The sequence below is a fragment of the Kocuria sp. GQ42 genome (genome assembly GCF_059758435.1).
In genome coordinates, this window is the sequence record NZ_JCAXEN010000001.1 from 914,644 (window position 1) to 935,395 (window position 20,752).

The 20,752-nt window shown below is 70.0% G+C and carries 21 protein-coding genes; 8 read left to right on the top strand and 13 right to left on the bottom strand.

Annotated elements, in window-relative coordinates:
- Window positions 1-372 precede the first annotated feature (372 nt).
- The 5 genes from AC6CH6_RS04400 to AC6CH6_RS04420 form a co-directional block, all read right to left on the bottom strand.
- On the bottom strand, window positions 373-1,539 hold the full coding sequence (locus AC6CH6_RS04400; protein ID WP_498254173.1) for an MFS transporter: 1,167 nt from the start codon (window positions 1,537-1,539) through the stop codon (window positions 373-375).
- A 350-nt stretch (window positions 1,540-1,889) separates the two neighbouring features.
- Window positions 1,890-2,636 (bottom strand): SAM-dependent methyltransferase, encoded by a 747-nt coding sequence (locus tag AC6CH6_RS04405; protein ID WP_498254174.1) that lies wholly within the window; start codon window positions 2,634-2,636, stop codon window positions 1,890-1,892.
- A gap of 289 nt (window positions 2,637-2,925) precedes the next feature.
- Window positions 2,926-3,417, bottom strand: coding sequence for an excalibur calcium-binding domain-containing protein (locus AC6CH6_RS04410; protein WP_498254175.1), 492 nt, complete (start codon window positions 3,415-3,417; stop codon window positions 2,926-2,928).
- A 398-nt stretch (window positions 3,418-3,815) separates the two neighbouring features.
- Window positions 3,816-4,262 (bottom strand): anthrone oxygenase family protein, encoded by a 447-nt coding sequence (locus AC6CH6_RS04415; RefSeq protein ID WP_498254176.1) that lies wholly within the window; start codon window positions 4,260-4,262, stop codon window positions 3,816-3,818.
- Window positions 4,259-5,122 (bottom strand): NmrA family NAD(P)-binding protein, encoded by an 864-nt coding sequence (locus tag AC6CH6_RS04420; RefSeq protein WP_498254177.1) that lies wholly within the window; start codon window positions 5,120-5,122, stop codon window positions 4,259-4,261. The genes AC6CH6_RS04415 and AC6CH6_RS04420 overlap by 4 nt, the downstream gene beginning before the upstream one ends.
- A gap of 81 nt (window positions 5,123-5,203) precedes the next feature.
- Here AC6CH6_RS04420 and AC6CH6_RS04425 point away from each other — a divergent pair, with 81 nt between their 5' ends.
- The gene (locus tag AC6CH6_RS04425; RefSeq protein WP_498254178.1) at window positions 5,204-6,187 is read left to right on the top strand and encodes an AraC family transcriptional regulator; all 984 of its coding nucleotides are present in this window, start codon (window positions 5,204-5,206) and stop codon (window positions 6,185-6,187) included.
- Window positions 6,188-6,455: 268 nt separating this feature from the next.
- Here the strand turns inward: AC6CH6_RS04425 and AC6CH6_RS04430 are convergent, their stop codons facing one another.
- The gene (locus AC6CH6_RS04430; RefSeq protein WP_498254179.1) at window positions 6,456-7,496 is read right to left on the bottom strand and encodes an NAD(P)-dependent alcohol dehydrogenase; all 1,041 of its coding nucleotides are present in this window, start codon (window positions 7,494-7,496) and stop codon (window positions 6,456-6,458) included.
- Window positions 7,497-8,427: 931 nt separating this feature from the next.
- Entirely contained in the window at window positions 8,428-8,922 is a 495-nt protein-coding gene (locus AC6CH6_RS04435; RefSeq protein WP_498254180.1) for a DUF6326 family protein, read from the bottom strand.
- Between the two features lie 136 nt (window positions 8,923-9,058).
- Here AC6CH6_RS04435 and AC6CH6_RS04440 point away from each other — a divergent pair, with 136 nt between their 5' ends.
- Window positions 9,059-9,727, top strand: a complete 669-nt coding sequence (locus AC6CH6_RS04440; protein WP_498254181.1) for a TetR/AcrR family transcriptional regulator — start codon at window positions 9,059-9,061, stop codon at window positions 9,725-9,727.
- Between the two features lie 17 nt (window positions 9,728-9,744).
- A complete protein-coding gene (locus tag AC6CH6_RS04445) occupies window positions 9,745-10,710 on the top strand; it encodes an NAD(P)-dependent alcohol dehydrogenase (RefSeq protein ID WP_498254182.1) in 966 nt (321 codons plus the stop codon).
- Here the strand turns inward: AC6CH6_RS04445 and AC6CH6_RS04450 are convergent.
- The 4 genes from AC6CH6_RS04450 to AC6CH6_RS04465 form a co-directional block, all read right to left on the bottom strand.
- Entirely contained in the window at window positions 10,643-10,924 is a 282-nt protein-coding gene (locus AC6CH6_RS04450; RefSeq protein ID WP_498254183.1) for a hypothetical protein, read from the bottom strand. The two genes, AC6CH6_RS04445 and AC6CH6_RS04450, sit on opposite strands and share 68 nt — an antisense overlap.
- 90 nt (window positions 10,925-11,014) lie before the next feature.
- Window positions 11,015-11,512 carry a DUF1990 domain-containing protein gene (locus AC6CH6_RS04455; RefSeq protein WP_498254184.1) on the bottom strand — a complete coding sequence of 166 codons (498 nt, stop codon included), beginning with the start codon at window positions 11,510-11,512 and terminating at the stop codon, window positions 11,015-11,017.
- Window positions 11,513-11,642: 130 nt separating this feature from the next.
- Window positions 11,643-12,503, bottom strand: a complete 861-nt coding sequence (locus tag AC6CH6_RS04460) for an NADPH-dependent F420 reductase (protein WP_272026890.1) — start codon at window positions 12,501-12,503, stop codon at window positions 11,643-11,645.
- Entirely contained in the window at window positions 12,443-13,978 is a 1,536-nt protein-coding gene (locus tag AC6CH6_RS04465) for a DHA2 family efflux MFS transporter permease subunit (protein WP_498254185.1), read from the bottom strand. Before AC6CH6_RS04465 ends, AC6CH6_RS04460 begins: the two co-directional genes overlap by 61 nt.
- A 472-nt stretch (window positions 13,979-14,450) precedes the next feature.
- Here AC6CH6_RS04465 and AC6CH6_RS04470 point away from each other — a divergent pair, with 472 nt between their 5' ends.
- The 5 genes from AC6CH6_RS04470 to AC6CH6_RS04490 all read left to right on the top strand — a co-directional run bounded on the left by AC6CH6_RS04470 (window position 14,451) and on the right by AC6CH6_RS04490 (window position 18,612).
- Window positions 14,451-15,053, top strand: coding sequence for a TetR/AcrR family transcriptional regulator (locus AC6CH6_RS04470; RefSeq protein ID WP_498254186.1), 603 nt, complete (start codon window positions 14,451-14,453; stop codon window positions 15,051-15,053).
- A 206-nt stretch (window positions 15,054-15,259) separates the two neighbouring features.
- Window positions 15,260-15,976 carry an NADPH-dependent F420 reductase gene (locus AC6CH6_RS04475; RefSeq protein WP_498254187.1) on the top strand — a complete coding sequence of 239 codons (717 nt, stop codon included), beginning with the start codon at window positions 15,260-15,262 and terminating at the stop codon, window positions 15,974-15,976.
- A gap of 190 nt (window positions 15,977-16,166) precedes the next feature.
- Window positions 16,167-17,501 carry an NtaA/DmoA family FMN-dependent monooxygenase gene (locus AC6CH6_RS04480; protein ID WP_498254188.1) on the top strand — a complete coding sequence of 445 codons (1,335 nt, stop codon included), beginning with the start codon at window positions 16,167-16,169 and terminating at the stop codon, window positions 17,499-17,501.
- Between the two features lie 8 nt (window positions 17,502-17,509).
- Window positions 17,510-17,689, top strand: a complete 180-nt coding sequence (locus AC6CH6_RS04485; RefSeq protein WP_498254189.1) for a hypothetical protein — start codon at window positions 17,510-17,512, stop codon at window positions 17,687-17,689.
- 353 nt (window positions 17,690-18,042) lie between these two features.
- Complete coding sequence (locus AC6CH6_RS04490; protein WP_498254190.1) at window positions 18,043-18,612, top strand: GNAT family N-acetyltransferase; 570 nt, start codon at window positions 18,043-18,045, stop codon at window positions 18,610-18,612.
- 124 nt (window positions 18,613-18,736) lie between these two features.
- On the opposite strand, the gene AC6CH6_RS04495 is transcribed toward AC6CH6_RS04490, so the two are convergent.
- Both AC6CH6_RS04495 and AC6CH6_RS04500 read right to left on the bottom strand, forming a co-directional pair.
- A complete protein-coding gene (locus AC6CH6_RS04495; RefSeq protein WP_498254191.1) occupies window positions 18,737-19,693 on the bottom strand; it encodes an SDR family oxidoreductase in 957 nt (318 codons plus the stop codon).
- Between the two features lie 41 nt (window positions 19,694-19,734).
- Window positions 19,735-20,541 carry a DUF3159 domain-containing protein gene (locus AC6CH6_RS04500; protein ID WP_498254192.1) on the bottom strand — a complete coding sequence of 269 codons (807 nt, stop codon included), beginning with the start codon at window positions 20,539-20,541 and terminating at the stop codon, window positions 19,735-19,737.
- Window positions 20,542-20,752 lie beyond the last annotated feature (211 nt).

Below are 20,752 nucleotides of genomic sequence, written 5' to 3' on the forward strand. Positions count from 1 at the left end.
GAGTCCATAGCTCCAGCGAAGAGCCACCTGGACCCAGAGGCTTGTATGCCCAGTCCCTGCCCGGTTTCGGTGCGGATGGGCGCACAGAAGCCCCATGCGTCCGTCAACTCATCGCCCGCGGTGTTCCGTTGGGTATACCCAGCACCACAGGTCGTCCCGGGTTGCTCGCGCCAGGGATACGAGGGCGCCGGACAACTTCTGGATGCTCCACGGACGGCGTGTGTCCCGGACGGCACCACGCCTTCGCTTTACATGTGGCCGCCTACCGGCCACTAACTCCAGCGCGACGACGTCTGTGTCGGGTGGGAAGGAGCCGGGCGGGCTCATCACGGGGAAAGGTGTGCGCGTCGAGGGCATGCAGGGTCCTGGTGTTCATGGTCTGGTTCGGACCATGGCCGCTCCTCGTGAGGAGCCCAGCAGCAGCGCCGCCCCGCTGGACAGGGACACCGCGGCGGTGAGCACGAGCAGCGTCCCCAGCCCGAGGCCTGGAATGATCGCGCCGGCGAGGGCCGGTGCTGCGACCGAGCTGACGGCCCCCACGACCAGGCAGGCCGTGAATGCCGCGCCTGCCCGCTCGGGCACCAGCTCGGCGGTCCAGACGGCGAGCACCGCCGATCCTGTCATGTACCCGGCACCGAAGATGCACGCCGAGGCCATCGTCGCGGTCAACGAGTCGCTGGCCAGCCCGAGCAGCGCCAGCGCAGCGGCGACCGTCACGAGGCTCAGCGCGGCGACCCGCAGGCTGCCCATCCGCTGTGCGAGGGCCCCGGTCGTCACGCCCACCATGCCGGTGAGGCCGATGGCCGCATACAGCGCCGGGACGGCTCCCGCCGGGAGGGTGCCGCTGTCGAGGGCGTCGGCGGCGTAGGTGAAGTAGATGACGACGACGGCGAAGTAGACGACGGAGTAGGCGCCCGGGACGCGCAGCGCTCTGACCAAGGAGGAGGCACCGCCTTGTCCGTCCGGGCGTGGGGCCGGTCGGGTGCGCGGCACCAGGCGGAGATTCACGACCGCGGCGGCCACCGCGGCGACGGCGATGCCGGCCCAGACCAGGCGCCAGGAACCCAGGGCGGCCAGGACGGCCAGCCCGCCCAGCAGCAGGAGCCCGCCGCTGGTGCCGGTCGTGATGATCGCCAGCGCTCGGGGTTGCTGTCGCAAGGGCACCGCACGGGTCACGATGTCGGAGTAGGGCGCCCAGACCCAGCCGCCGGCGCTGCCGGCCAGGACGACACCGACGGCGAGCAACCAGGGTGCCTGCGCGAAGGTCACGAGCATCGCCCCCGCAGCGCCGCAGACCCCGCCCACGGTCGTCGGAGCGCGCGAACCGCGCCGAGCGGCGAGCCGGCCTGCGAGCAATAGGCCGGCCAGGTAGCCGGCGAACGTGGCGCTGGAGACCAGGCCGAGCACCAGCTCGGAGAGCCCCAGGTCCTCCCGGATGTCGGGCAGTGTCAGACCGTAGGCGTAGCGGGCCATACCGAAGGCGACCCCGACCACCGCCGCTCCGGCCAGCCCGATCCGGTTGCCCGCGGAGAGTGTCATTCATGTCCCTTCAATGCTGCGGCGTGCACTGGTGCCGTTGCCGGCCGCAGCGGGACCGGTCACACCAGCCGCTCGACCGGACCGCTCATCGATGTACTGGGGCGGACGAACTGGAAAGCTGCTCGAGCCGTCCGACCGAGCTCAAGGCTACCGCGAGGGCTGATCAGGGTTCAGGGTCAGCGCCGGAGCGCGCCTCGGCGGCCGGGCAGGGCACAGGTCCGCCAGCACGCCAAGGCCTGGAGGGAACCGATGCCCGGCTCGCTCATGCTGCCGACCGCTGTGCCGCGGCGGCGACGTGACCTGTGCGGGTCCCGGAGGGTGCGAGGTCCGGTGCCCGCACGGGACGATGCTCAGCGTTTCATGAGGGCGAAGACTCCCCAGCCGAGGTGCTCACGCGTGGAGCGCGCGTAGCGGGCGGGCTCCGTGGTGAGTTCTTCGCGTACCTCGGTGGCCAGATCGTCGTCCGGGTTCTGGTCGAGCCAGCGGCGCAGGTTGAGCCACTGGGCCGCGGCGTAGCGGTCCCAGCTGTCCTGGTCGGCCAGCATCATCTCCACGACGTCGTATCCGAGCTGCTGGAACTGCTCGATCAGTTCCGCCAGGAGCAGGAAGTCGGCGAGGCCGGTGGCGTGACAGGCCTGGGCCGTCTCCTCGTCCGGAGGAGTCCGCCGCCAGTAGGGCTCGCCGATCAGCAGCAGTCCTCCGGGGCGGAGACTGCGCTCGAGCAGCTCGGCGGTTCCGGCGACGCCGTTGCCGATCCACGTGGCGCCGATACAGGCGGCGAGGTCGACCGGCTGGTCCGCGACATGGCCGGCGGCGTCACCGTGGACGAACTCGACCCGGTCCGCGACGCCGAGTTCGACGGCGCGGGCCCGGGCCTGCTCGGTGAAGACCGTGCTGATGTCCACCCCGGTGCCCGTGAAGCCCAGGTCACGCGCCCAGGTGCACAGCATCTCGCCCGAGCCGCTGGCCAGGTCGAGCACCCGTGTCCCGGGGGAGAGGTGGAGTGCTTCGCCCAGGGCCGCGAGCTTGTCCGCGGTCAGCGGGTTGTGGATCCGGTGGGTGCTCTCGCGGATGGTGAAGATGCGGGGAAGGTCCATCACCAGATTCTTCTCCGTCCTGCCGTGCGAGGGGAAGACCAATGGGGCTGCCGCCCCGCCAAGTGACGTCCGATCCAACTTCAGCACCCTTCCGCCTTGCATATGGCGGATTGTCGGACACCCAGCTCAGGAATTTCTGATCTCTGACGATGGGTCCGTCTGGTCGACCCGGCTCTGCCGGCGCGGTGATGCATGAGATGGGACAGACGTGTCGGACAGTGCTTGCGACAGGTACACCCATGGCACCGGCAACCCTGTGGGAGGGTTACCGGTGCCGTAGGCGTGCTGCTCAGGCGGTGCGAGCGCGACGTCGCAGCAGGAACGCACCACCAGCGAGGGCCGCAGTCAGGGCCAGGCCACCGGTCACCGCGGCGGCGCCGTTGCTGTCGGCGGTTTCCACGGCCGCGCCGGTGTCGGCGCCACCGACGGGGACCTGCTCGATCTGCGGTGCCTCTTCCAGGCCGGTGCCATCGGGGCCGGCGATGATGCCGGTGTTCGGGGGCAGAGTATCCCGGGCCAGCTCACGCTGCTCCTCGATCTCGGCCACCGTCGCGGCGTCGTAGGCGTAGGTCTCGCTCTCACACGCCACGCCGTCGGCGTCGGTGTCCAGAGCGGGGTGGTAGGCCGGGCTGCCCTGGGGGATGTTGTACACCCCTGCGGCGAAGGCTGCATCACAGACGGGGAAGATGGGCCCGTAAACGTCGGCCGACGCCGGGGCAGCACTGAGGGCTGAGAATCCGGCGGCGGTGATGAATGCGGCACTTGCTGCGCTTTTTCGCATCTGCTTGTCGCTTTCTGAGGGGTATTTGTCTTTGCAACGTATCCAGCCGACATCCTTGAGCCAACCCCGTCAGCGACACAAACCTGATCTGCCCCAGTCTTGTTGACTTCGGGAGTTCAGCGGGTCGAGACGAAGCCTATGCATTGCGCGGCGACCGCCCCGTTCCCGTCCATGGCACCGGGGACCACGCCGTGGACCCCGTCCCCGGAGCAGAGCCTCCGGCCGCGCCTCGGTGCCCCCCGCCTTCCCGCAGGGATCTGCTGATGCTCCGTTTCACCGTGAGGACTGCGGCGTTGCACATGGGGGTTCCTCTTATGTGCATGGCGACGGTGCGAGAACCAAGCAGTCGTGGAACTTGGCGTCCTGATCCGTGCGTGTGCGGAATTCATGGGTGGTGGTCAGGGCTGGGTGGGGATGAGCAGTCCGAGGGCCCCGGCGACCGAGAGGGCAGCGCGGAGGTGGTTGGCTCGGGCCCAGGATCGCTGGTAGTCCTGCCAGTGGTCGGGGCCGCCGTTGGCCAGGCGGTTGTTGAGCGGCACGTTGACGGCCATGGTCAAGGCCCATCCGGTGAGATAGGCCGTTGCTCCGGCCATCCGGAGCAACGAAAGAGGGTGTGGGTCGATGATCTCTTCGATCATGGTGGCCCCGCAGCCCGCGGCGGTACCGAAGAAAAGGATCATGAACGGGGCTCGCACGGCCTTCTTGTTGATGGCGACCATGGTGTCGGTCGCCTCCTCGGCCGGTCGGCGGAGCAGGGCCGGGATCACCACGGCGGAGAAGGCGAAGTAGAACCCGCCCGCCAGGCCGGAGCCCACCCCGGCGGCGACCGGCACCCACCCGGTCACCGTCCGACCTCCTCGGTGACCGGGGCGGCCCATTCCCCGGTGGCAGCAGTGCGGGCGGCGTAGGCGGCGAAGTCGGTGGGCTCCCGGTCCAGGGCCCGGGCGAGATCCGGGCTCAGGGAAGCGTTGCGCCCGTCGAGGATCTCGGTGAACAACCCCGCCAGCGAAAGAGCCTCTTCGGCGGGGATCCGGTCCTGGCCCAGATCGGCAGCGAACTGCTCCGGAGTGCAGGGGACGAACTCGATGGGCCGGCCGGTGGCCGCCGACAGCTCAGCGGCCACCTGATGCAGGCTCAGCAGCCGCGGGCCCGTCAGTTCCAGCACCCGGTGCAGGTGCCGGTCCCCGGTGAGCGCGTCGGCGGCGACCTCGGCCAGATCCTCCAGGTCCACGAAGGGTTCGGTGATGGCCCCGTCGGCCGGCAGCAGCAACCGCCCCCGGCGGACCGGGCCCAGCAGGAAGTGCTCGCTGAAGTTCTGGGCGAACCACGAACACCGCAACACCGTCCACTCCAGCCCACTGGCCCGCACCGCGTCCTCGGCCGCCCGTGCCCCGTCCTCCCCGCGACCCGAGAGCAGCACCAGCCGCTGCACCCCGGCCTCAACGGCGGCCTCAGCGAGCCCGGCGATCACCTCCGGCACCCCGGGAAACGCCAGGTCCGGGCTGTAGCAGAGGTAGGCCGCCCTCACGCCCTCCAAGGCGGGGGCCCAGGTACTGGAGTCGTGCCAGTCGAACGGCACCGGGGCGCGTCGTGATCCGATGCGCACGCGCACCCCTCGCTCGGTGAGACGGCGGGCCAGGCGGGCGCCGGTGCGCCCGGTGCCGCCGGTGACAAGAACAGGAGCGAGGACTGAAGTTGTAATCATGACTCCAGCCTGCCCCTGATTCGCTGGACGATGAATGACTCATCGTCTCGTGAGCATCTTCTGCCGTCTAGGGTGAGGGGTGTGGACCCTCTGTCGCAGTTCCTCACCGGACCCCGGGCCCGGGCGGCCTTCGCCCTGCGCGTGGTGATGGACCCTCCGTTCGCCATCGACGTGCGCGACGAGGCGGCCCTGACCGTGATCATCCCGGTGCGCGGGCAGGCCTGGATCATCCTGGACCGCGCCACCCCCCAACGCCTGAGCCCGGGGGAGGCCGCCACCGTTCGCGGCCCCGGACCCTACCGGGTCGCCGACACCGCCGACCGGGCACCCACCGTGGTGATCGACCCCGGCCAGTCCTGCCGCACCCCGGCCGGGGACCATCTGGAGACGGCCATGTCCCACGGGGTGCGGACCTGGGGCAACAGTGCTGCGGGGGACACCGTGATGCTGATCGGCACCTACCAGTCCGAGGCCGCCGTAGGGGGTCTGGTCACCTCAGCCCTCCCGCCCCTGGCCGTGTACACCGAGCAGGAGACCGACCCGACACTTCGGGGGTTGCTCGAGCGCGAGCTCACCACCGCGGACCTGGGACAGGAGAGTGCCCTGGACCGGATCCTGGACCTGTTGCTGCTGGATCTTGTGCGGGCCTGGGCACGCCGCTCCGAGACGAGCACCCCAAGCTGGCTAACCGGCACCGGCGACCCCGTGGCCTCCGAGGCGCTGGCGCTTCTCCACGAACAGCCGGCCGCCCGGTGGACCGTGGCCGAGCTGGCCCGGCAGGTCCACGTCTCCCGAGCCACCCTGGCCGCGCGGTTCCGCACTACCGTCGGGCAACCCCCGATGGCCTACCTCACCACCTGGCGACTGGCCCTGGCCGCCGACCGGCTGGTGGAGTCCACCGCCACCACCGCGGCCATCGCCGCCGAGGTCGGCTACAGCAGCGCCTTCACCTTCAGCACCGCCTTCACCCGGGCTTACGGGACCAGCCCCACCGCCTACCGCCGCACCACCCACGCGCGGCACCCCCCTCACCTTCGCGGCATCAGGGCGTCGACTTCTCGGTGACCCCAGCCACGGCGACCCGCCCACCGTCGTTCAGGCATCTTCGGAGCGGGGCACACAGGGGTTGCTCCGACAACCGATTCCTTCCCTTGTGCCGCACGAACGAAGCGTTGCAGTAGGAGTTCCCATGTGGGCGTCGTACGGCTTGAGGCCGTCCCCCGCCCTTGGCGTCACGGGGTAGCTGGGCACCCTGCGCTATACGTATGGCCCGGATATTGGCCGGAAACCCATGGGAGTTCTTGCATCAGCGGCGTCACGATGAGGGACCGGCTTACGGGTGGTCGAGTCCACCGGGTCCTTCGCTGACGTGTGCTGAGACCGTGATGACCACCTTGCCCCGCACCTCGCCCGACTCGAGTCGCGTGATCGCCTCGGCGGCGCGCTCGAGTGGGAACACCTCGTCGATGACGGGCACGACCTCGCCTGCCTCGATGCGCCGCGTCAGCTCGGCGAGGTCGCCACCGTTCCTCTTGGTGGCCAGCGGACGCAGCCGTTGCGACACGAACAACGACATGGTGGATGCGCGGATGATGCGACCGAACGGGCCGAACACCTTCCCTCCCTCTCCCGCGGCGACCAGGAGCGTTCCATGCCGGGTGAGTGAGCGGCGCACGCGTCCGAGGGGGTGGTCGGCGACGAGGTCGAAGATCACGTCGTAGCGACCTCCGCCGACGGTGAAGTCCTCACTGGTGTAGTCGATGACGTGGTCGGCGCCGATCGCACGCACGTGGTCGGCCTTCGCGGCGCGACAGACACCGGTCACCTCGGCGCCCATCGCCTTCGCGAGCTGCACGGCGAATCCGCCGACGCCGCCGGAGGCGCCGTTCACGAGGACGTGCTGCCCGGGCGCGACGCCTGCCAGCCTGAGTCCTTGGAGCGCGGTTGTCCCCGAGACCGGCACCGCCGAGGCATGAACGGCGTCCAAGGTCGTCGGCCGCAGCGCGACGAACCGTTCCGGAACCGCGGCGAACTCCGCGTATCCGCCCTGGTCGGACTCCGCGTACACCGCGTCGCCGACGCGGAAGCGGGTCACCTGCGCACCGACCGCCTCGACTACGCCCGCGACATCCCGGCCGATGGTCGGTTGCCTGGGCCGCCGGAGCCCGAATGCGACGCGGACCATCCGTGGCTCGCCATGCATCACGAGGATGTCGCCGGCGCTGACCCCGACTGCGCCCACCCGGATGAGCACCTCGTCGTCGCCGGTCACCGGTGTCTCGACCTCGGCGAGCGAGAGCACCTCGGTCCCGCCGTATCTCAGCTGGGTGATGGCGCTCATCGTTCCGCGCGGATGCTGAGTGCGTGAGTTCATGGTGTTCTCCTGTCTCGGTCGGTTCATGGGCATCGCCGGAGGGATTGAGGGTGTAGTTCCAGTCATCGGTGAGCCGTGACCGGCGCCCTCCGCCACCGCACCGAGTGCACGACGACGAGCGCGAGCAGCACGATGTTCACGATCCGTTTGGCCCGGTGCGGCAGCACCAGGCTGAGGTGGAACGGCCAGGATCTCCCCGGTCATCGTGCTCAGCTCCTGGGGATATCGGGATGCACGGCGTCAGGCGTCGCGTCGGTGCAGCGTGACGGCGGCCGCCGCGAGAGGGACGACAGCGTAGGCGGCCATCACGATCAGGCTCGCCTGTGCGGAGAGGTGGGCACCTTGCTTGCGTCTCGGCCGCTCCGGTGGTGAGGAGTGCTGAGGACGCCGGCAGCGGTAGGCAGCTGACGATGGTCTCCACCCAGTCCAGGCTGATGAAGCTGAGGGTGCCGGGCAGGAGCAGCAGGACGAGCAGGCCGTTCCGGAAGGCGACCGCACCGATGTGCTCCGCGGTCTGGGACATCTCGTTCATCAGGTGTGAGTGGGCGCTGCGGCCGGGGCGCACGGCGTTGGCGTCGAGCGGGGCGCCGACCTCCCGCAGCGGGGAAGGGTGCTGCCCGTAGGGCTTGCCGTTGACCGTGACGGTGCCCGACGTCGGCCGCTCACGGTCCCGGGCGCGATCGTGAAGCTGAGGGTGTCCACGGTGGTGGTGTCGCCGTAGCGCTGGGTGAGCTCGTGTGCCTGGATCATGACCGGGACCTTCCTGGGCGGTGGTGGGCCTGTGTGCGTATCCCCTGACCTGACCTGCCGGTAGGGGCCTTGGCAGGCCCCTACGCGACGTCCCGGTGGTAGTTGGTGTCCTACCGCCAGGAGGCCCGCACCGCGGCACCGAGGCAGATGGCTGTGAACAGGACGGGGACTGTTCTCGGGTTCACGCTTGCTGCTGGATGCGAGCGGCTTCACGGTCCGGGCTGGTCGCCATGGTTGCCGGCGACGCGATGCGGGGCCAGGTCCAGGCGGAGCGCAGGATAAAGGCCAGGAGCAGCACCTCGATGGCGATGTGGAAGCCGTAGTAGAAGGCCCAGTCCCAGGACGTCCCGACCGCGTTGAACACCGTGACGGGGATGTAGAGCGATGCCACGACGAGGTTAGTGGCGCGGTTCACCCGTGCGGGCAGTGTCATGGAGAGCATCACCATCAGGGCCGGGATCCCGATGACCACGACGAACATGGTCAACAACGTCGGGGTGATGTCGAACTCGAAGATGCCGCCACCCCGGATCTGGTCGATGGCACCGGGCTGGTAGAGGTGGAAGTAGTCGATGTAGACGTAGAAGAACATCAAGCTGGTCCAGGCCGCCGCGAGCTTGGCCTGCACCGGGGTCCGCAGGTTCTCCAGCGTGGTGGTGTGTCGACGTGTTCTCATCATGGGCTCCGCTGCAGTGGTGAGGATCGACAGGTCCTCGGGTTTCGTCGAACGTTCGACTTACGGATGTAAGGGTAATTCCAAGAGTAGGCTTACGGGCGTAAGTGCGCAAGGATGGGAAAACAAGGATGGGAAAATGACGCGACGCACACCACTGAGCAGGGAGAGGATCATCGACGCCGCCGCCGCAGTCGCCGACCGCGCGGGTGTCTCCGCCGTGAGCATGCGCAGTGTCGCGAAGGAGCTCGGCGTCGAGGCGATGTCGCTCTACCATCACGTCCCGAGCAAGGAGGCGCTGCTCGACGACCTCGCCGACTGGGTGTTCGAGAGGATCGAACTGCCCCAGGTCGGCGCCACGTGGCGGGAGGCGCTGACCGGCCGGGCACGATCGGCGCGGTCGGTGCTCACCGCTCATCCGTGGGCGCTCGGGATGATGGAATCGCGCCCCAATCCCGGCCCCGCGCTGCTGCAGCACCACGACCGTCTCCTCGGCGTGCTGATGGCCGAGGGCTTCAGCGCTGCGCTGGCCACACACGCGTTCTCCGCGATCGACGCCTACGTGTACGGGTTCGCGCTGACCTGGACGAGCCTGCCGTTCGAACCGGGAGACGGCGCCGAGGAGGCGTTCGCCGTCAAGGTCGCGGCGTCGGCGGAGCTGTATCCGCACATTGCGCGCTCGCGCGCCGAGCTGTTCGGCGATGGCGTCTACGCGTTCGCGGACGAGTTCGACTACGGGCTGGAGCTGATGCTGGAGGGCCTGGAGCGTCGGGTCGCCGACGAGAGCCCCGCGCTGGGCGAGCGTTAGCGCATGGTCGTGCGGGCATGAGAGCGCTCGTCCAGGACCGCTACGGGTCGCCCGATGTGCTGCGGCTCGACGATATCGCCACGCCGACGCCGGGGAGAGGCCAGGTGCTCGTGCGGGTGATCGCGACCTCGGTCAATCTGAGCGACTGGGAGGGGCTGCACGGGTCGCCCGCCTATGCCCGATTCGGCGGCCTGTTCAGACCCGCCCGCCGCACACTCGGTTCGGACATCGCGGGAGTGGTCCAGGCAGTGGGCGCAGGGGTCACGCTGTTCCGGCGCGGTGACGAAGTCTACGGCGACAATCTCACTCTGAAAGGCGGCTTCGCGGAGTACGCCGTGGCGCCCGAGCACGCTCTCGCGCTCAAACCGGCGGGACTGTCATTTGCCGAGGCGTCGACACTGCCGCAGTCGGGGGCGATCGCGGTGCAAGCCGTTGCGCGCGCGAAGCCCGGTGAGCGGATGCTGATCAACGGCGCAGGCGGAGGAACCGGGGTGTTCGCGCTCCAGCTCGCCGCTGCTTCCGGCATCCGTGTCACGGCCGTGGACAACGCCGGCAAGCTCGACTTCATGCGATCCCTGGGGGCCGCCGAGGTCATCGACCATCGCGCCGACGACTTCACGCGCACCGGTCCGTACGACCTCATCATCGACCTCGTCGCCCGGCGGTCGGTGTTCGCGTATCGCCGTGCGCTCGCCCCCGGTGGCACGTACCTGATCGTCGGCGGGACGACGCGCGCCCTGCTGCGAGTGGTGACGGTCGGCGCACTGATCGGCGCGATGACGGGTCGGCGTTTGGGGGTTCTCGCCGTCAAGCCGGGTCCGGCGCATTTCTCGCCTCTTGCCGACCGATGCGTCGCGGGAGATGTCCGCATCCACATCGACCGCGTGTTCCCCCTCGAGCAGGTGCCCGAAGCGCTCACCTACGTCGGCGACGGCCGCGCGCTCGGCAAAGTGGTGGTCGAGGCGGGGACAGGTGCCGACTGAAGACCGCGCGAACCGACGAGAGGGTCAATCCCCACATCTCGAGGAGCCGGAAGGCCGCGGCGACGAACGGCAGACCGGTGTGCACGAGGTCTTCGAACCGGTCGATGATGCCGGCGAACAGCAGGACGACCACGACCGTGGGGGCCACGTACAGCCACAGATCCTGGATGTGGAATCGCGCCCCGACCCCGGTCCAGGGCTGCTGCAGCAGCACGACCATCTCCTCGGTGTGCTGATGGCTGAGGCCTTCAGCGCCGAGGACGCGTTCCCTTGCGGCGCATGCTCGCCAGGTATCGGCGGGACGCTACAGGGCGTGGAGGTATCGCCGGGTGTATTGCTGCTGCAGCAGATGGCTGATCGGTGCCAGGGCGCGGGACCACCAGACGCCTGGCCGGGAGAAGGCGGTGATGGTGAACACGACCGCGTCATCGTCCCGCCAGTCGAGGCAGAACCTCTCCTCGCCCTGCTCGGGGTGGCCTTGCAGGGTCCCGTAGGCGAAGCCCCGCCGGCGCTCCTCCTCCACCACGTAGACCACCTGGCATCCGAAGGAGATCCGCAGCAGGTGCCGGCCCAGGCGCAGACGGACGCGGCTGCCCTGCTCGACCCGGGGTGTGGTGGCCTCGACGGTCAGGCCGGCTGCTCGGTGCATCTGCCAGCTCATCAGGCGTTCGGTGGCGCGGCGGAACGTCGACTCCCCGTGTCCGATGACCCTCTGAACCCTCACATGGGTGTATCCGTCGGGCAGCTGCCCGGCGGTAGCGCCGACCTCCGGGTAGGTCAGTGGGCGGTCGAGCAAAGTCATAGCGCTCACTATGCCAAGGGAGCGCTTTGCATATGGCCTGGCTGCCGGTCACGGCCTATGAGGGAGACGTTGCAGAATGGGTTGGTTTTCACCGTGTTTGCCAGGGAGCGGGCCAAAGGGTCTTGCGGGTTCAGATGAAGAGGGCGCGGTTGAGGCGTACGCCGTATTCGGCGTCGAGGTTGGTGGTGGCGTCCCCGACTCGTTCCTGGATGGCGGCGACGGCCAGGTCGCGTCGCGTCGGCGATCGCCTCGCGTCCGCTGCCCCCCACTGCTCCGGCATCTCTTCGAGGGCGAGGTCGGTGCAGTAGCACGGGGTGCCCGGCTGCTGGCGCCACGACTGCGTCAACGGGCCCGCGTCGAAGGCGTCGAAGCCGGTGGCTTCGACGAGGGCCATGCCCACGGCCCGGTGGTGGTCGTCATCGGCTGCCACGGGGATGGCGATGCGGTCCGGACTGCCTGCCGGTTGACCCTTGGCTGCGAAGGAGGGGGAGCCGATGGCGTTCCACGCCTTGACGACCGGTCGCCCCAGCTGTTCGGCCACCCACAGGCTCTCGACCTGACCGGCCTCGATGGCCTCGATCCTGCCGTCGCGCTGCGGATAGTAGTTCGAGGTGTCGATGACCACGGTGCCGGACGGCAGAGCGGTGAGCAGCGGCGCGAGCTGCGGAAGACGGTGCAGGGGAACGGAGAGGATCACGACGTCGACATCGATCACCGCCTCGGCCGCCAGGACCGCACGTCCGCCTGAGGCCAGCACCTCGGCCCCGATCGTTTCGGGCCCGCGCGAGTTGGCGACCTCGACGTCGTGTCCGGCTGCGCTCAACCGCTGGGTCAGGGTGGTGCCGATGTGTCCGGTGCCCAGAATGCCGATCTTCATGGTCTGTCTCCTTTGCTGCAGGTGGATGCCCGATGGGGGCGAGGGGGTGTGGGTCAGGCCGTTGCGGCCGGGGCCGTGGGTGTGGGTTCCGCGGGGGTGTGCGGGTCGACCGATCGGGGGCGGCGCACGAACAGGGTGGCGAGAGCCGAGGCGGAGGCGACGACGGCCGCGGCGGTGAAGGCGGCTTGTACGGCCGAGACGGACTGGGCCAGGTCCAAGGGGCCGGTGCCGTGTGCGGTGGACCCGAGGGTGTAGGCGGAGACGAGCACGGCGGTGCCGGCCGCGCCACCGAGCTGCTGGATGGTGCCGAAGGCCGCGCTGCCGTGGGGGTAGAGATGGGCGGGCAGTGCCGACAGTGCGGCCGTGGTCAGCGGGCTCCACATCAGTGCCTGCCCGATGATCATGGTGATGTAGGCGATGAGCAGCGTCGAGACGGCCGTGCCGGAGTCGATGCGGCTCAGGAACCACAGGGAGGCGGCCACGATGAGTGCCCCGGGGACCGCCAGGGGCCGGGGGCCGAGGCGGTCGTAGAGCCGCCCGCCGATGGCCGAGACCACGGCGATCGTGATGCCACCGGGCACGAGGAAGAGCCCGATCTGCAAGGTGCCCAACCCGCTGACACTGCTCAGCAGCAGCGGGAAGACGACTCCCGTGCCGAAGGCCGTCATGGTCAGAGCCAGCATCACCAGCAGCGGCACCGTGAAGGACTTCACGGCGAAGATCCGCACGTCCAGCAGCGCGTCGTCGGTGCGCTGGAGCGCCCGCTGCCGCAGGACGAACGCGGCGACGCCCAGGACGCCGACGAGGATCGGCAGGGAGGGGGAGACGGGGGTGTGGCCCGAGGTGGACTCCCCGATGGTGGCCAGCCCGTAGACCAGGGCGCCGAACCCCGCAGCCGAGAGGACGAGGGAGAGCACGTCGAGCTTGATCGGCTCCGGTGTGGTGATGTTGCGCAGCTTCACCGCGCCCAGCACGAGCCCGGTCAGGGCGACCGGCACCATCAGCAGGAACAACCACCGCCAGCTCAGCTGGGACAGGACCAGGCCCGAGACCGCCGGGCCCAGGGCCGGTGCTGCGGAGGAGACGATCACGACCAGCGCCATGAACCGGCCCTGGCGGGCCGCCGGAACCAGGCGCATGGTGGTGGCCATCAGCAGCGGCAGGAAGACGGCGGTGCCGATGGCCTGGATGATCCGGCCGGTGAACAGGACCCCGAAGCCGGGGGCGAGGGCGGCGAGCACCGTCCCTGCAGTGAAGAGCGACATCGCGGTCAGGAAGACGGTGCGCAGGTGGAACTTGCGCATCACGAAGCCGGTGGCCGGGATCAGGACGGCGAGGGTGAGCAGGTAGCCGGTGGTCAGCCACTGCCCGGTCGTCGCGGTGATCGCCAGCTCCTCGATGAGGGTGGGCAGCGCGACCCCCAGCAGCATCTCGTTCAGCAGCACGATGAAGGTCGAGGCCATCAGCAGCCCCAGGACGAGGCCATCACCGGGGGCCAGTTTGTCGCGCGCATCCACGACCTGGGAAGTGCCCAGAACATGGGGGCCGGTGTCAGGCTGTGGGTCGATCGACGCCTGGCGGGTGGTCATCGGGGGCTCTCTTTCATCACGCTGTGGTTCGGTCTCGAGGCGGAATCCGGGCAACCCGGGCAACCCGGGTCCCTGTGGTCAATGGCGGGGGAGAGGCGTAACCTCAAACGGAGAACGCCTCCGCATCAGTAAAGCGGAGAGTAACTCCGGTTGGCAAGTGGTTGCCTCTCGCCCTGCCGGTGATCGTGGCCACGTCTCGGATGGGGGTTGGCGACTGGGGCCTGCGGGCCAATGGCGCAGCAGGGGTGGCGTTGGTGCGGGGGTCATGCCCGGAGTGCGTGCCGCAGTTCCCAGATCGAGTCCCCGGCCGTGGTGCAGTGCGGTGGCTGGGGCTGAGCTGGTTCTGCAGGTGGCCGGAGGTGTGGATCCTGCCGGGCGGAACACGGCGGGTCTTGATGCAAAAGACGCCCTCGCTTGCCCTCGACGACCATGCGGAGATAGTCTCCACTTACTCGAGGAGAGGGGCCCGACCATGACCGAAGCAGAGACCGGCACGCGCCGGCCGCGCACCGACGCACGGCGCAACCGCACACGCATCCTCGAAGTCGCCGAAGAGTTCTTCGCCGAGGCCGGCATCACCGGGTCCCTGGACGCGCTGGCCAAGCGGGCCGGCGTCGGAGCCGGAACCCTCTACCGGCACTTCCCCAACCGCGACGCCCTGCTGGCCGCCCTGCTGCAGGCCCGCAACGAGGAGCTGGAGGCCCAGCTCGAGGCTCTCCGGCAGGAGACCGACGCGGCGGTGGCTCTGGAGCACTGGCTGGACGCGCTGGGGGAGTGGGCGACCGCCTTCGACGGACTGCCCGATCCCCTGCGGGCGGCGCTGTCCCAGGAGTCCTCCCCGCTGGCGATCACCTGCCAGGGCTTCATTGCGACCACCGAGGAGTTCCTCGGCGCGGCCCAGCGCGAGGGCACAGCCCGGTCGTGGGTGCGCGGGCGGGACCTGTTCCTGGCCGCCCTGGCCACGGCCTGGGTGCGCGGGGCAGCCATGGCCGACGAGGCCTCGGCCCAGGCCGTGCGCGAGATGATCCGCTCCGGCTGGGCCACACCCCGACCCGAAGACACCCCTGCGAGCTGACCAGCACGGGCAGCCACGGGGACGCCCACGCAACCCAGCGCCGAGCGCAGTGTTCCTCGGAACGAAGCGGCAACGACCGCGGAGTCCATGGGGAGTCCCAGACATCGGCCCGCCGGCACGTCGTGAACCGCCAACGACGGGACCTGCGCCCCAGTGAACGTCACCACCCCGACCCCATTCCACCTATCCCGGAGCGAGGACTCGTCATGCCCACCCTTGGAATCATCGGCAGCGGGAACATCGGTGCGGCCATCGCCCGCCTGGCGACAGCGGTCGGCACCCCGGTCGTCGTCGCCAACTCCCGCGGTCCCGAAACCCTCATCGATCTCGTCGCCGAGCTGGGCCCGCTGGCCACCGCCGGTACCGTCGAGCAGGCGGCTGCCGCCGGGGAGTTCGTGGTGCTGTCCGTGCCGCTGACCGCGACGACCGCGATCCCGGCGGCCCTGCTGGATGGCAGGACGGTGGTCGACACCAGCAACTACTACCCGTTCCGCGACGGGCGCGTCCCCGTCCTCGACGCGGACGAGTTCACCACCGGTGAGCTCGTCCAGCGCCACTTCGCCGGAGCCCAGGTGGTCAAGGCGTTCAACAACATCCTCGCCCACCACATCCCCGCCCTGGCCCGCCCCGCCGGGGTGCCCGACCGCACCGCACTGCCCATCGCGGGCAACGACGCCGCGGCGAAGACTCGGGTGGCGGCACTGATCGATCGGTTCGGCTTCGACACCGTCGACGCCGGCACCCTGGCCGAGAGCTGGCGGTTCGAGCCCGAGGCCGCCGCCTACACCCGCCTCTACCTCGCCGATCCCACCACCCCCGATGAGCGCCTGCTCGAGGCCCCCGCCGGGACCGTGCCGGCCGCCCGGCTGGTCTCCGCCCTCGAGAGTGCGCAGCGGGTACGGGTGGCCGAGCGCACCTTCTGACCCGGCCGGAGGTCGGCACGGTGGCCCACTGATTTCACCGCGACATCCGTCCCCGCGGTTGCCCAATGCTCATGCGCCTACCGGATCAGGATTTCCAGCCCTTTGACAATCCGGAGACTCTCTCCGTATCGTTGGAACGAGTAGACGGAGGAAGGATCCGTTTAAGTGCCCTCTCACTGGAGACTCCTCGATGACCAGCCCGCAGATGATCCTCGGCATGCAGCTCGGCAACGGCTACGGCTCCCAGCCCGCCGCCTGGCGGGCCCCCGGGGTGGACCCGTCCAACTACACCGACTTCGACGCCCAGGTCCGCTACGCCCAGGCCGCCGAACGCGGGAAGTTCGCGTTCCTGTTCCTGCCAGACTTCCTGGCCCTGAGCGGGGACCTGGAACACGAGGCCCCCATGCTGACCCTGGAACCCATGATGACGCTGGCGGCGATCGCCCGGGGCACCCAGCGCATCGGCCTGGTGGCCACCGGCTCGACGACCTTCAACGAGCCCTACAACCTCGCTCGGCAGTTCAAGGCCCTGGACGTGATGAGCCACGGCCGGGCCGGCTGGAACGCGGTGACCACCAGCGACCCCAGCTCCGCGGCCAACTTCGGTCGCCAGATCGCCGCCCGACCGCAGCGCTACCAGCGTGCTCACGAGGCCATCCAGATCACCCAGGCGCTGTGGGGCAGCTGGCAGCCCGACGCCTGGCACAAGGACCCCGCCACCGGGCGCTTCGCGGACCCGGGCAAGATCCAGGCGATCAACCTGGGCGGGGAGCACGTCGCCTCCCAGGGGCCGCTGCCCATTCCGCCCTCGGAGCAGGGCCAGCCGGTGATCTTCTCCGCCGGCGGCGGGGCGAACGGGCTCGAGATAGCCGGCCGGTACGCCAGCGCGGTTATCGGCGCGGTGTTCACCATCGAGGACGCCCGGGTCCAGCGCGAAGCCATCAGGGTCGCTGCACGACGGGCCGGACGGAACCCTGACGAGGTGAAGTTCTTCGCCGGGGTGATGCCGGCCATCGGCCCCACCAAGCGCGCCGCCCTGGACCGCCGCGTGGCCCTGGGCGAGCTCACGTTCCCGGCCCGCGTCCCGTACCTGGGGTCCATGCTGGGACTGGAGCTGGAGGCCGGTCAGCTGGACCGGCCGCTGACTCCCGCCCAGCTGGCCGCCGCCCGCCCCAACCCCTTCGATCCCCGCTCCCCGCGAGCCCTGGAAGTGGCCCGCGAAGGGTGGACCATCCGCGACGTTCTCGCCCACGGGGTCATCGACTACCACCCCACCCCGGTGGGTCCTGCCTCCGTGACCGCCGACCACCTGCAGGAGTGGTTCGAGGCCGGAGCGGCCGACGGCTTCTGGGTCTCCATCGACGTCTACGAGGACGGGATCGACACCTTCGTCGACGAGGTCGTGCCCATCCTGCAGGAGCGCGGGCTCTACCACCACGACTACGAGGGCCCCACCCTGCGCGAGAACCTGGGAGCCCACGAGCAGTACGGGGTGGACCCCCGGCTCACGGACCCGGCCCGCTGACCCCGGCCATGCAAGCTGCAGCCGACCGGCAGGACATCGACCCCCGGGCCTTCCGGGACTCCCTGGGGCTCTACGCCTCCGGGATCACGCTCATCACCGGCCATGATGAGCAGGGCCCGAGCGCGCTCGAACCTCTGCTGTATTTCCAGGGACGGTACCGCCGCCTGGGCCCGGACGAGACACCCTGAGGCGCATCACCGTGCACTGAGGGCGAGGGCCACACCACACCTTCAGGGCCGGAACAGTCGCTGATTGACTCGTGGGCAGTGGAGTCAAGAGCGGCTTCTTCCCCACCGCTTCACAAATGGCCCGTTAGCGGCCTACCGTGCTGCGGTAGAGGTTGCTCACCGCTGCGGCTCGTCCGCGGCGCGCCCGGCGCCCCCGGAACAACCGGTGGCCACCGGGTTCTGCGGAGGGGAGCAGCCGACGAGCCTGGGCGGCCAGCCGCGGACGTGCCCGTGACGATCATGAGATCCGCTGACCTGTGCTGTGGGGTCGGCCGGCTGTTGGCGCTGCCCTTCGACCTCCAGGAGAACCAGCCATGAGTCCCCGCATCCGCCCCGCCGCGACTTCTGACCTGGACGCCGCGGCACGAGTCCTCGCCGCAGCCTTCGAGACGTACTCGTGGACGCGGTGGACCATTCCCGCAGACGGCTACCGCACGCGTCTGGAGGAGATCCAGCGACTGTATCTGTCGCACACCCTCGAGCACGGCCTCGTGCTCGTGGACGAGCAGGTGAGCGCGGTCGCCGCTTTCCTCCCGGCGGATGCGGCTGACCCACCTGCACCGACACAGCATCGGATCGCCGAACTCCTCGGGGCACGTCTGACTGCCCTCACCGGCCTGGATCTGCCTGCCGCCCCGGTGGGCTCATGGACCCTCGAGACGGTCGGCGTTCACCCTGCCCGGCAAGGCGCAGGTTTGGGAACAGCGGTCATCGCAGCGGGCCTGGCAGTGATTGACCGGCGCGGTGAGCCCGTCGCCCTGGAGACCTCGGACGAACGTAACGTGCATCTCTACCGACGTCTTGGATTTGCCACCACCGCCACCACTGCGATCCCGGCAGGTCCCGTCGTCTACTCGATGAGCCGCACGACGTCGCGTGGGTGAAGGAGCGCCTTCCCTCTCCCCGAGGATCCTCTGGGCACGGACGGTAGAACGCACGCTCGGGGTTCGAAGCGGGCTCATCACTCATTGATGCCCACAACTGTGGTGTCGGCCTCGACGTCAGTGCTCACCACGGCTCCGGCGCGGACGTGGCGAGCGAGACCCCGGCGAGCTCCTCGGAGACCCTCCAGATACGTTCGGCCGCCTGCAGATCGCGCAGGGGGCGGAACAGGGCGTGCCGGCCCGGGCCGCCGCCGAGGTTCCCCGGTCCCTTCGGCCCGTACAACAGCCCGCCGCGGGCCTGGGGTGAGGTAGCAGCCATCAGCGCCGGCAGCTGCGCACTGTCGACGGTGCCCGCCAGGATCCCGGCGCGGGAGAGACGACGGATCACGGCGATGTTGGGGGTGTCCCGCTCCCTGCCGATCTCCGGCCGCGCCGCCATCAGGCTCGTCGGGGCGACACCAGGGTGCGAGAGGTTGCTGGTGATGCCCCAGCCGCCGGCGCCGCTGCGCCGGTCCAGCTCGAGCCCGAAGAGGCCCAGGGCGATCTTCGACTGGCTGTAGGCGCGCATGCCGGCGTAGGAGGTCTCCCAGTTCATGTCGCTCCAGTTCACCTCCCCGCTTCTGGCCGCGATGCTGATCTGCGAGGTGACCCGGGCCCGACCCGCGACGAGCAGCGGCAGCAGGTGCGCCACCAGCGCAACGTGTCCGAGGTGGTTGGTGCCCAGCTGCAGCTCGATCCCGTCGTCGGTGACCTGGCGCTCCGGCGGGGTCATCACCCCGGCGTTGTTGATCAGCAGGTGGATGGGGTGCCCCTCACCGCGCAGCTGCTCGCCCAGGGCGGCCACCGAGCGCAGCGAGGACAGGTCCATCTCGCGCAGTGACACCTGGGCGGTCGGGTGCTCGGTGCGGATGCGGGTGAGGGCGGCTTCGCCCTTGACGCGGTTGCGGACCGGCAGGACCACCTCGGAGCCGGCGGCGGCGAGTCGACGCGCGATGCCGAAGCCGATCCCGTCGCTGGCTCCGGTGACGACGGCGCGCCGCCCGGACAGATCGGGCACGGTGAACTGGGGTGTGCGAGGCATGACGTTGCTCCTGTGGTCGTGGTGATCGGGTGTGAACGGCGTCAGGGCCGGACGGTGTCAGGGGCGAGCGGGGCGGGGGACGCGGGCGTGGACCCGGTGGTGGGCCTGCCCGCCGCGCGGCGGGCGAGGACCACGGTGACGGCGAAGTGGACGGCGAACAGCGCCGGGACGCCGACCTGGATCGCGGCCAGGACCGCGAGCTGGCTCTCGAGGTAGAACAGCACCCGCACGAGCAGGTTCGCGCTGGCCATGACCAGGATGACCAGCGTGCTCACGGTGTACACCCGGCGCAGGTCGCGGTGCTCGCGCCACGCGCTGGGCCCGCCGACCAGCGGGTTGACGATGATGCCCATCAGCGGCCGCCGGGCGATCAGCGAGACGACGTGGGCCGCGACGAAGACCGCGGGCAGGAGCGTGGTGGGCAGGAAGAAGGCACGCGCCTCACCTGCGAGGGCCGCCACGCCCGCGCAGACCGCCGCGACCAGCACCCCGGCGACCGCGACCCCCGGCGGCTCGCGGCGCGCCAGCCGCATTGCGCAGGCCAGCACCGCGGTCACGGCCAGTGCGACGAGTGCCGTGCCGAGCCCGGCGACGGCCTCGGAGGACACGAAAGCGATGGTCGGGGCCGCGGCCACTGCCAGGCCGACCGGTCCGCCCAAGCGGTCCAGGGTCCGGTGTGCGACGGCGCGCCCCGCGGAGCGCTCCACGGGCGCCGGCAGCTCGAGCACGCGGCGCGCTCGCGCGCTGGCACTGGGTGCTGCCTCGCTGGTACGGGGGTGGCTGAACGGCTCCTTGCCGGGCCGGGGGTGCTGAGGCCGACGGGTGTCGACGGGCGATGGATTGGCCACGGTGTCCTCCTGGATGGGTCGGGCTGTGCCTCCAGCCTCGGCCGCGGCGCCGACCCCAACCAGGGCCTGTCGATCCACCCCTGGCTCGAACCCGCCGGGCCCGCCGCGGTGGTCCCGTTCGCTGTGCCGGCTCAAGGTGGGATCGGCGGGCCGTGGCTGAGGGGTGGTTCTGTGCTGTACGAATGAGCGGGAGGGACGAGGAGCCTTGAGT

What these genes read in the sequence shown, in the direction of transcription:
- AC6CH6_RS04400 (WP_498254173.1), bottom strand. Translation starts at nt 1,539, where the DNA reads ATGACACTCTCCGCGGGCAACCGGATCGGGCTGGCCGGAGCGGCGGTG.
- AC6CH6_RS04405 (WP_498254174.1), bottom strand. Translation starts at nt 2,636, where the DNA reads ATGGACCTTCCCCGCATCTTCACCATCCGCGAGAGCACCCACCGGATC.
- AC6CH6_RS04410 (WP_498254175.1), bottom strand. Translation starts at nt 3,417, where the DNA reads ATGCGAAAAAGCGCAGCAAGTGCCGCATTCATCACCGCCGCCGGATTC.
- AC6CH6_RS04420 (WP_498254177.1), bottom strand. Translation starts at nt 5,122, where the DNA reads ATGATTACAACTTCAGTCCTCGCTCCTGTTCTTGTCACCGGCGGCACC.
- AC6CH6_RS04430 (WP_498254179.1), bottom strand. Translation starts at nt 7,496, where the DNA reads ATGAACTCACGCACTCAGCATCCGCGCGGAACGATGAGCGCCATCACC.
- AC6CH6_RS04435 (WP_498254180.1), bottom strand. Translation starts at nt 8,922, where the DNA reads ATGAGAACACGTCGACACACCACCACGCTGGAGAACCTGCGGACCCCG.
- AC6CH6_RS04440 (WP_498254181.1), top strand. Translation starts at nt 9,059, where the DNA reads ATGACGCGACGCACACCACTGAGCAGGGAGAGGATCATCGACGCCGCC.
- AC6CH6_RS04445 (WP_498254182.1), top strand. Translation starts at nt 9,745, where the DNA reads ATGAGAGCGCTCGTCCAGGACCGCTACGGGTCGCCCGATGTGCTGCGG.
- AC6CH6_RS04455 (WP_498254184.1), bottom strand. Translation starts at nt 11,512, where the DNA reads ATGACTTTGCTCGACCGCCCACTGACCTACCCGGAGGTCGGCGCTACC.
- AC6CH6_RS04465 (WP_498254185.1), bottom strand. Translation starts at nt 13,978, where the DNA reads ATGACCACCCGCCAGGCGTCGATCGACCCACAGCCTGACACCGGCCCC.
- AC6CH6_RS04470 (WP_498254186.1), top strand. Translation starts at nt 14,451, where the DNA reads ATGACCGAAGCAGAGACCGGCACGCGCCGGCCGCGCACCGACGCACGG.
- AC6CH6_RS04475 (WP_498254187.1), top strand. Translation starts at nt 15,260, where the DNA reads ATGCCCACCCTTGGAATCATCGGCAGCGGGAACATCGGTGCGGCCATC.
- AC6CH6_RS04480 (WP_498254188.1), top strand. Translation starts at nt 16,167, where the DNA reads ATGACCAGCCCGCAGATGATCCTCGGCATGCAGCTCGGCAACGGCTAC.
- AC6CH6_RS04485 (WP_498254189.1), top strand. Translation starts at nt 17,510, where the DNA reads ATGCAAGCTGCAGCCGACCGGCAGGACATCGACCCCCGGGCCTTCCGG.
- AC6CH6_RS04490 (WP_498254190.1), top strand. Translation starts at nt 18,043, where the DNA reads ATGAGTCCCCGCATCCGCCCCGCCGCGACTTCTGACCTGGACGCCGCG.
- AC6CH6_RS04495 (WP_498254191.1), bottom strand. Translation starts at nt 19,693, where the DNA reads ATGCCTCGCACACCCCAGTTCACCGTGCCCGATCTGTCCGGGCGGCGC.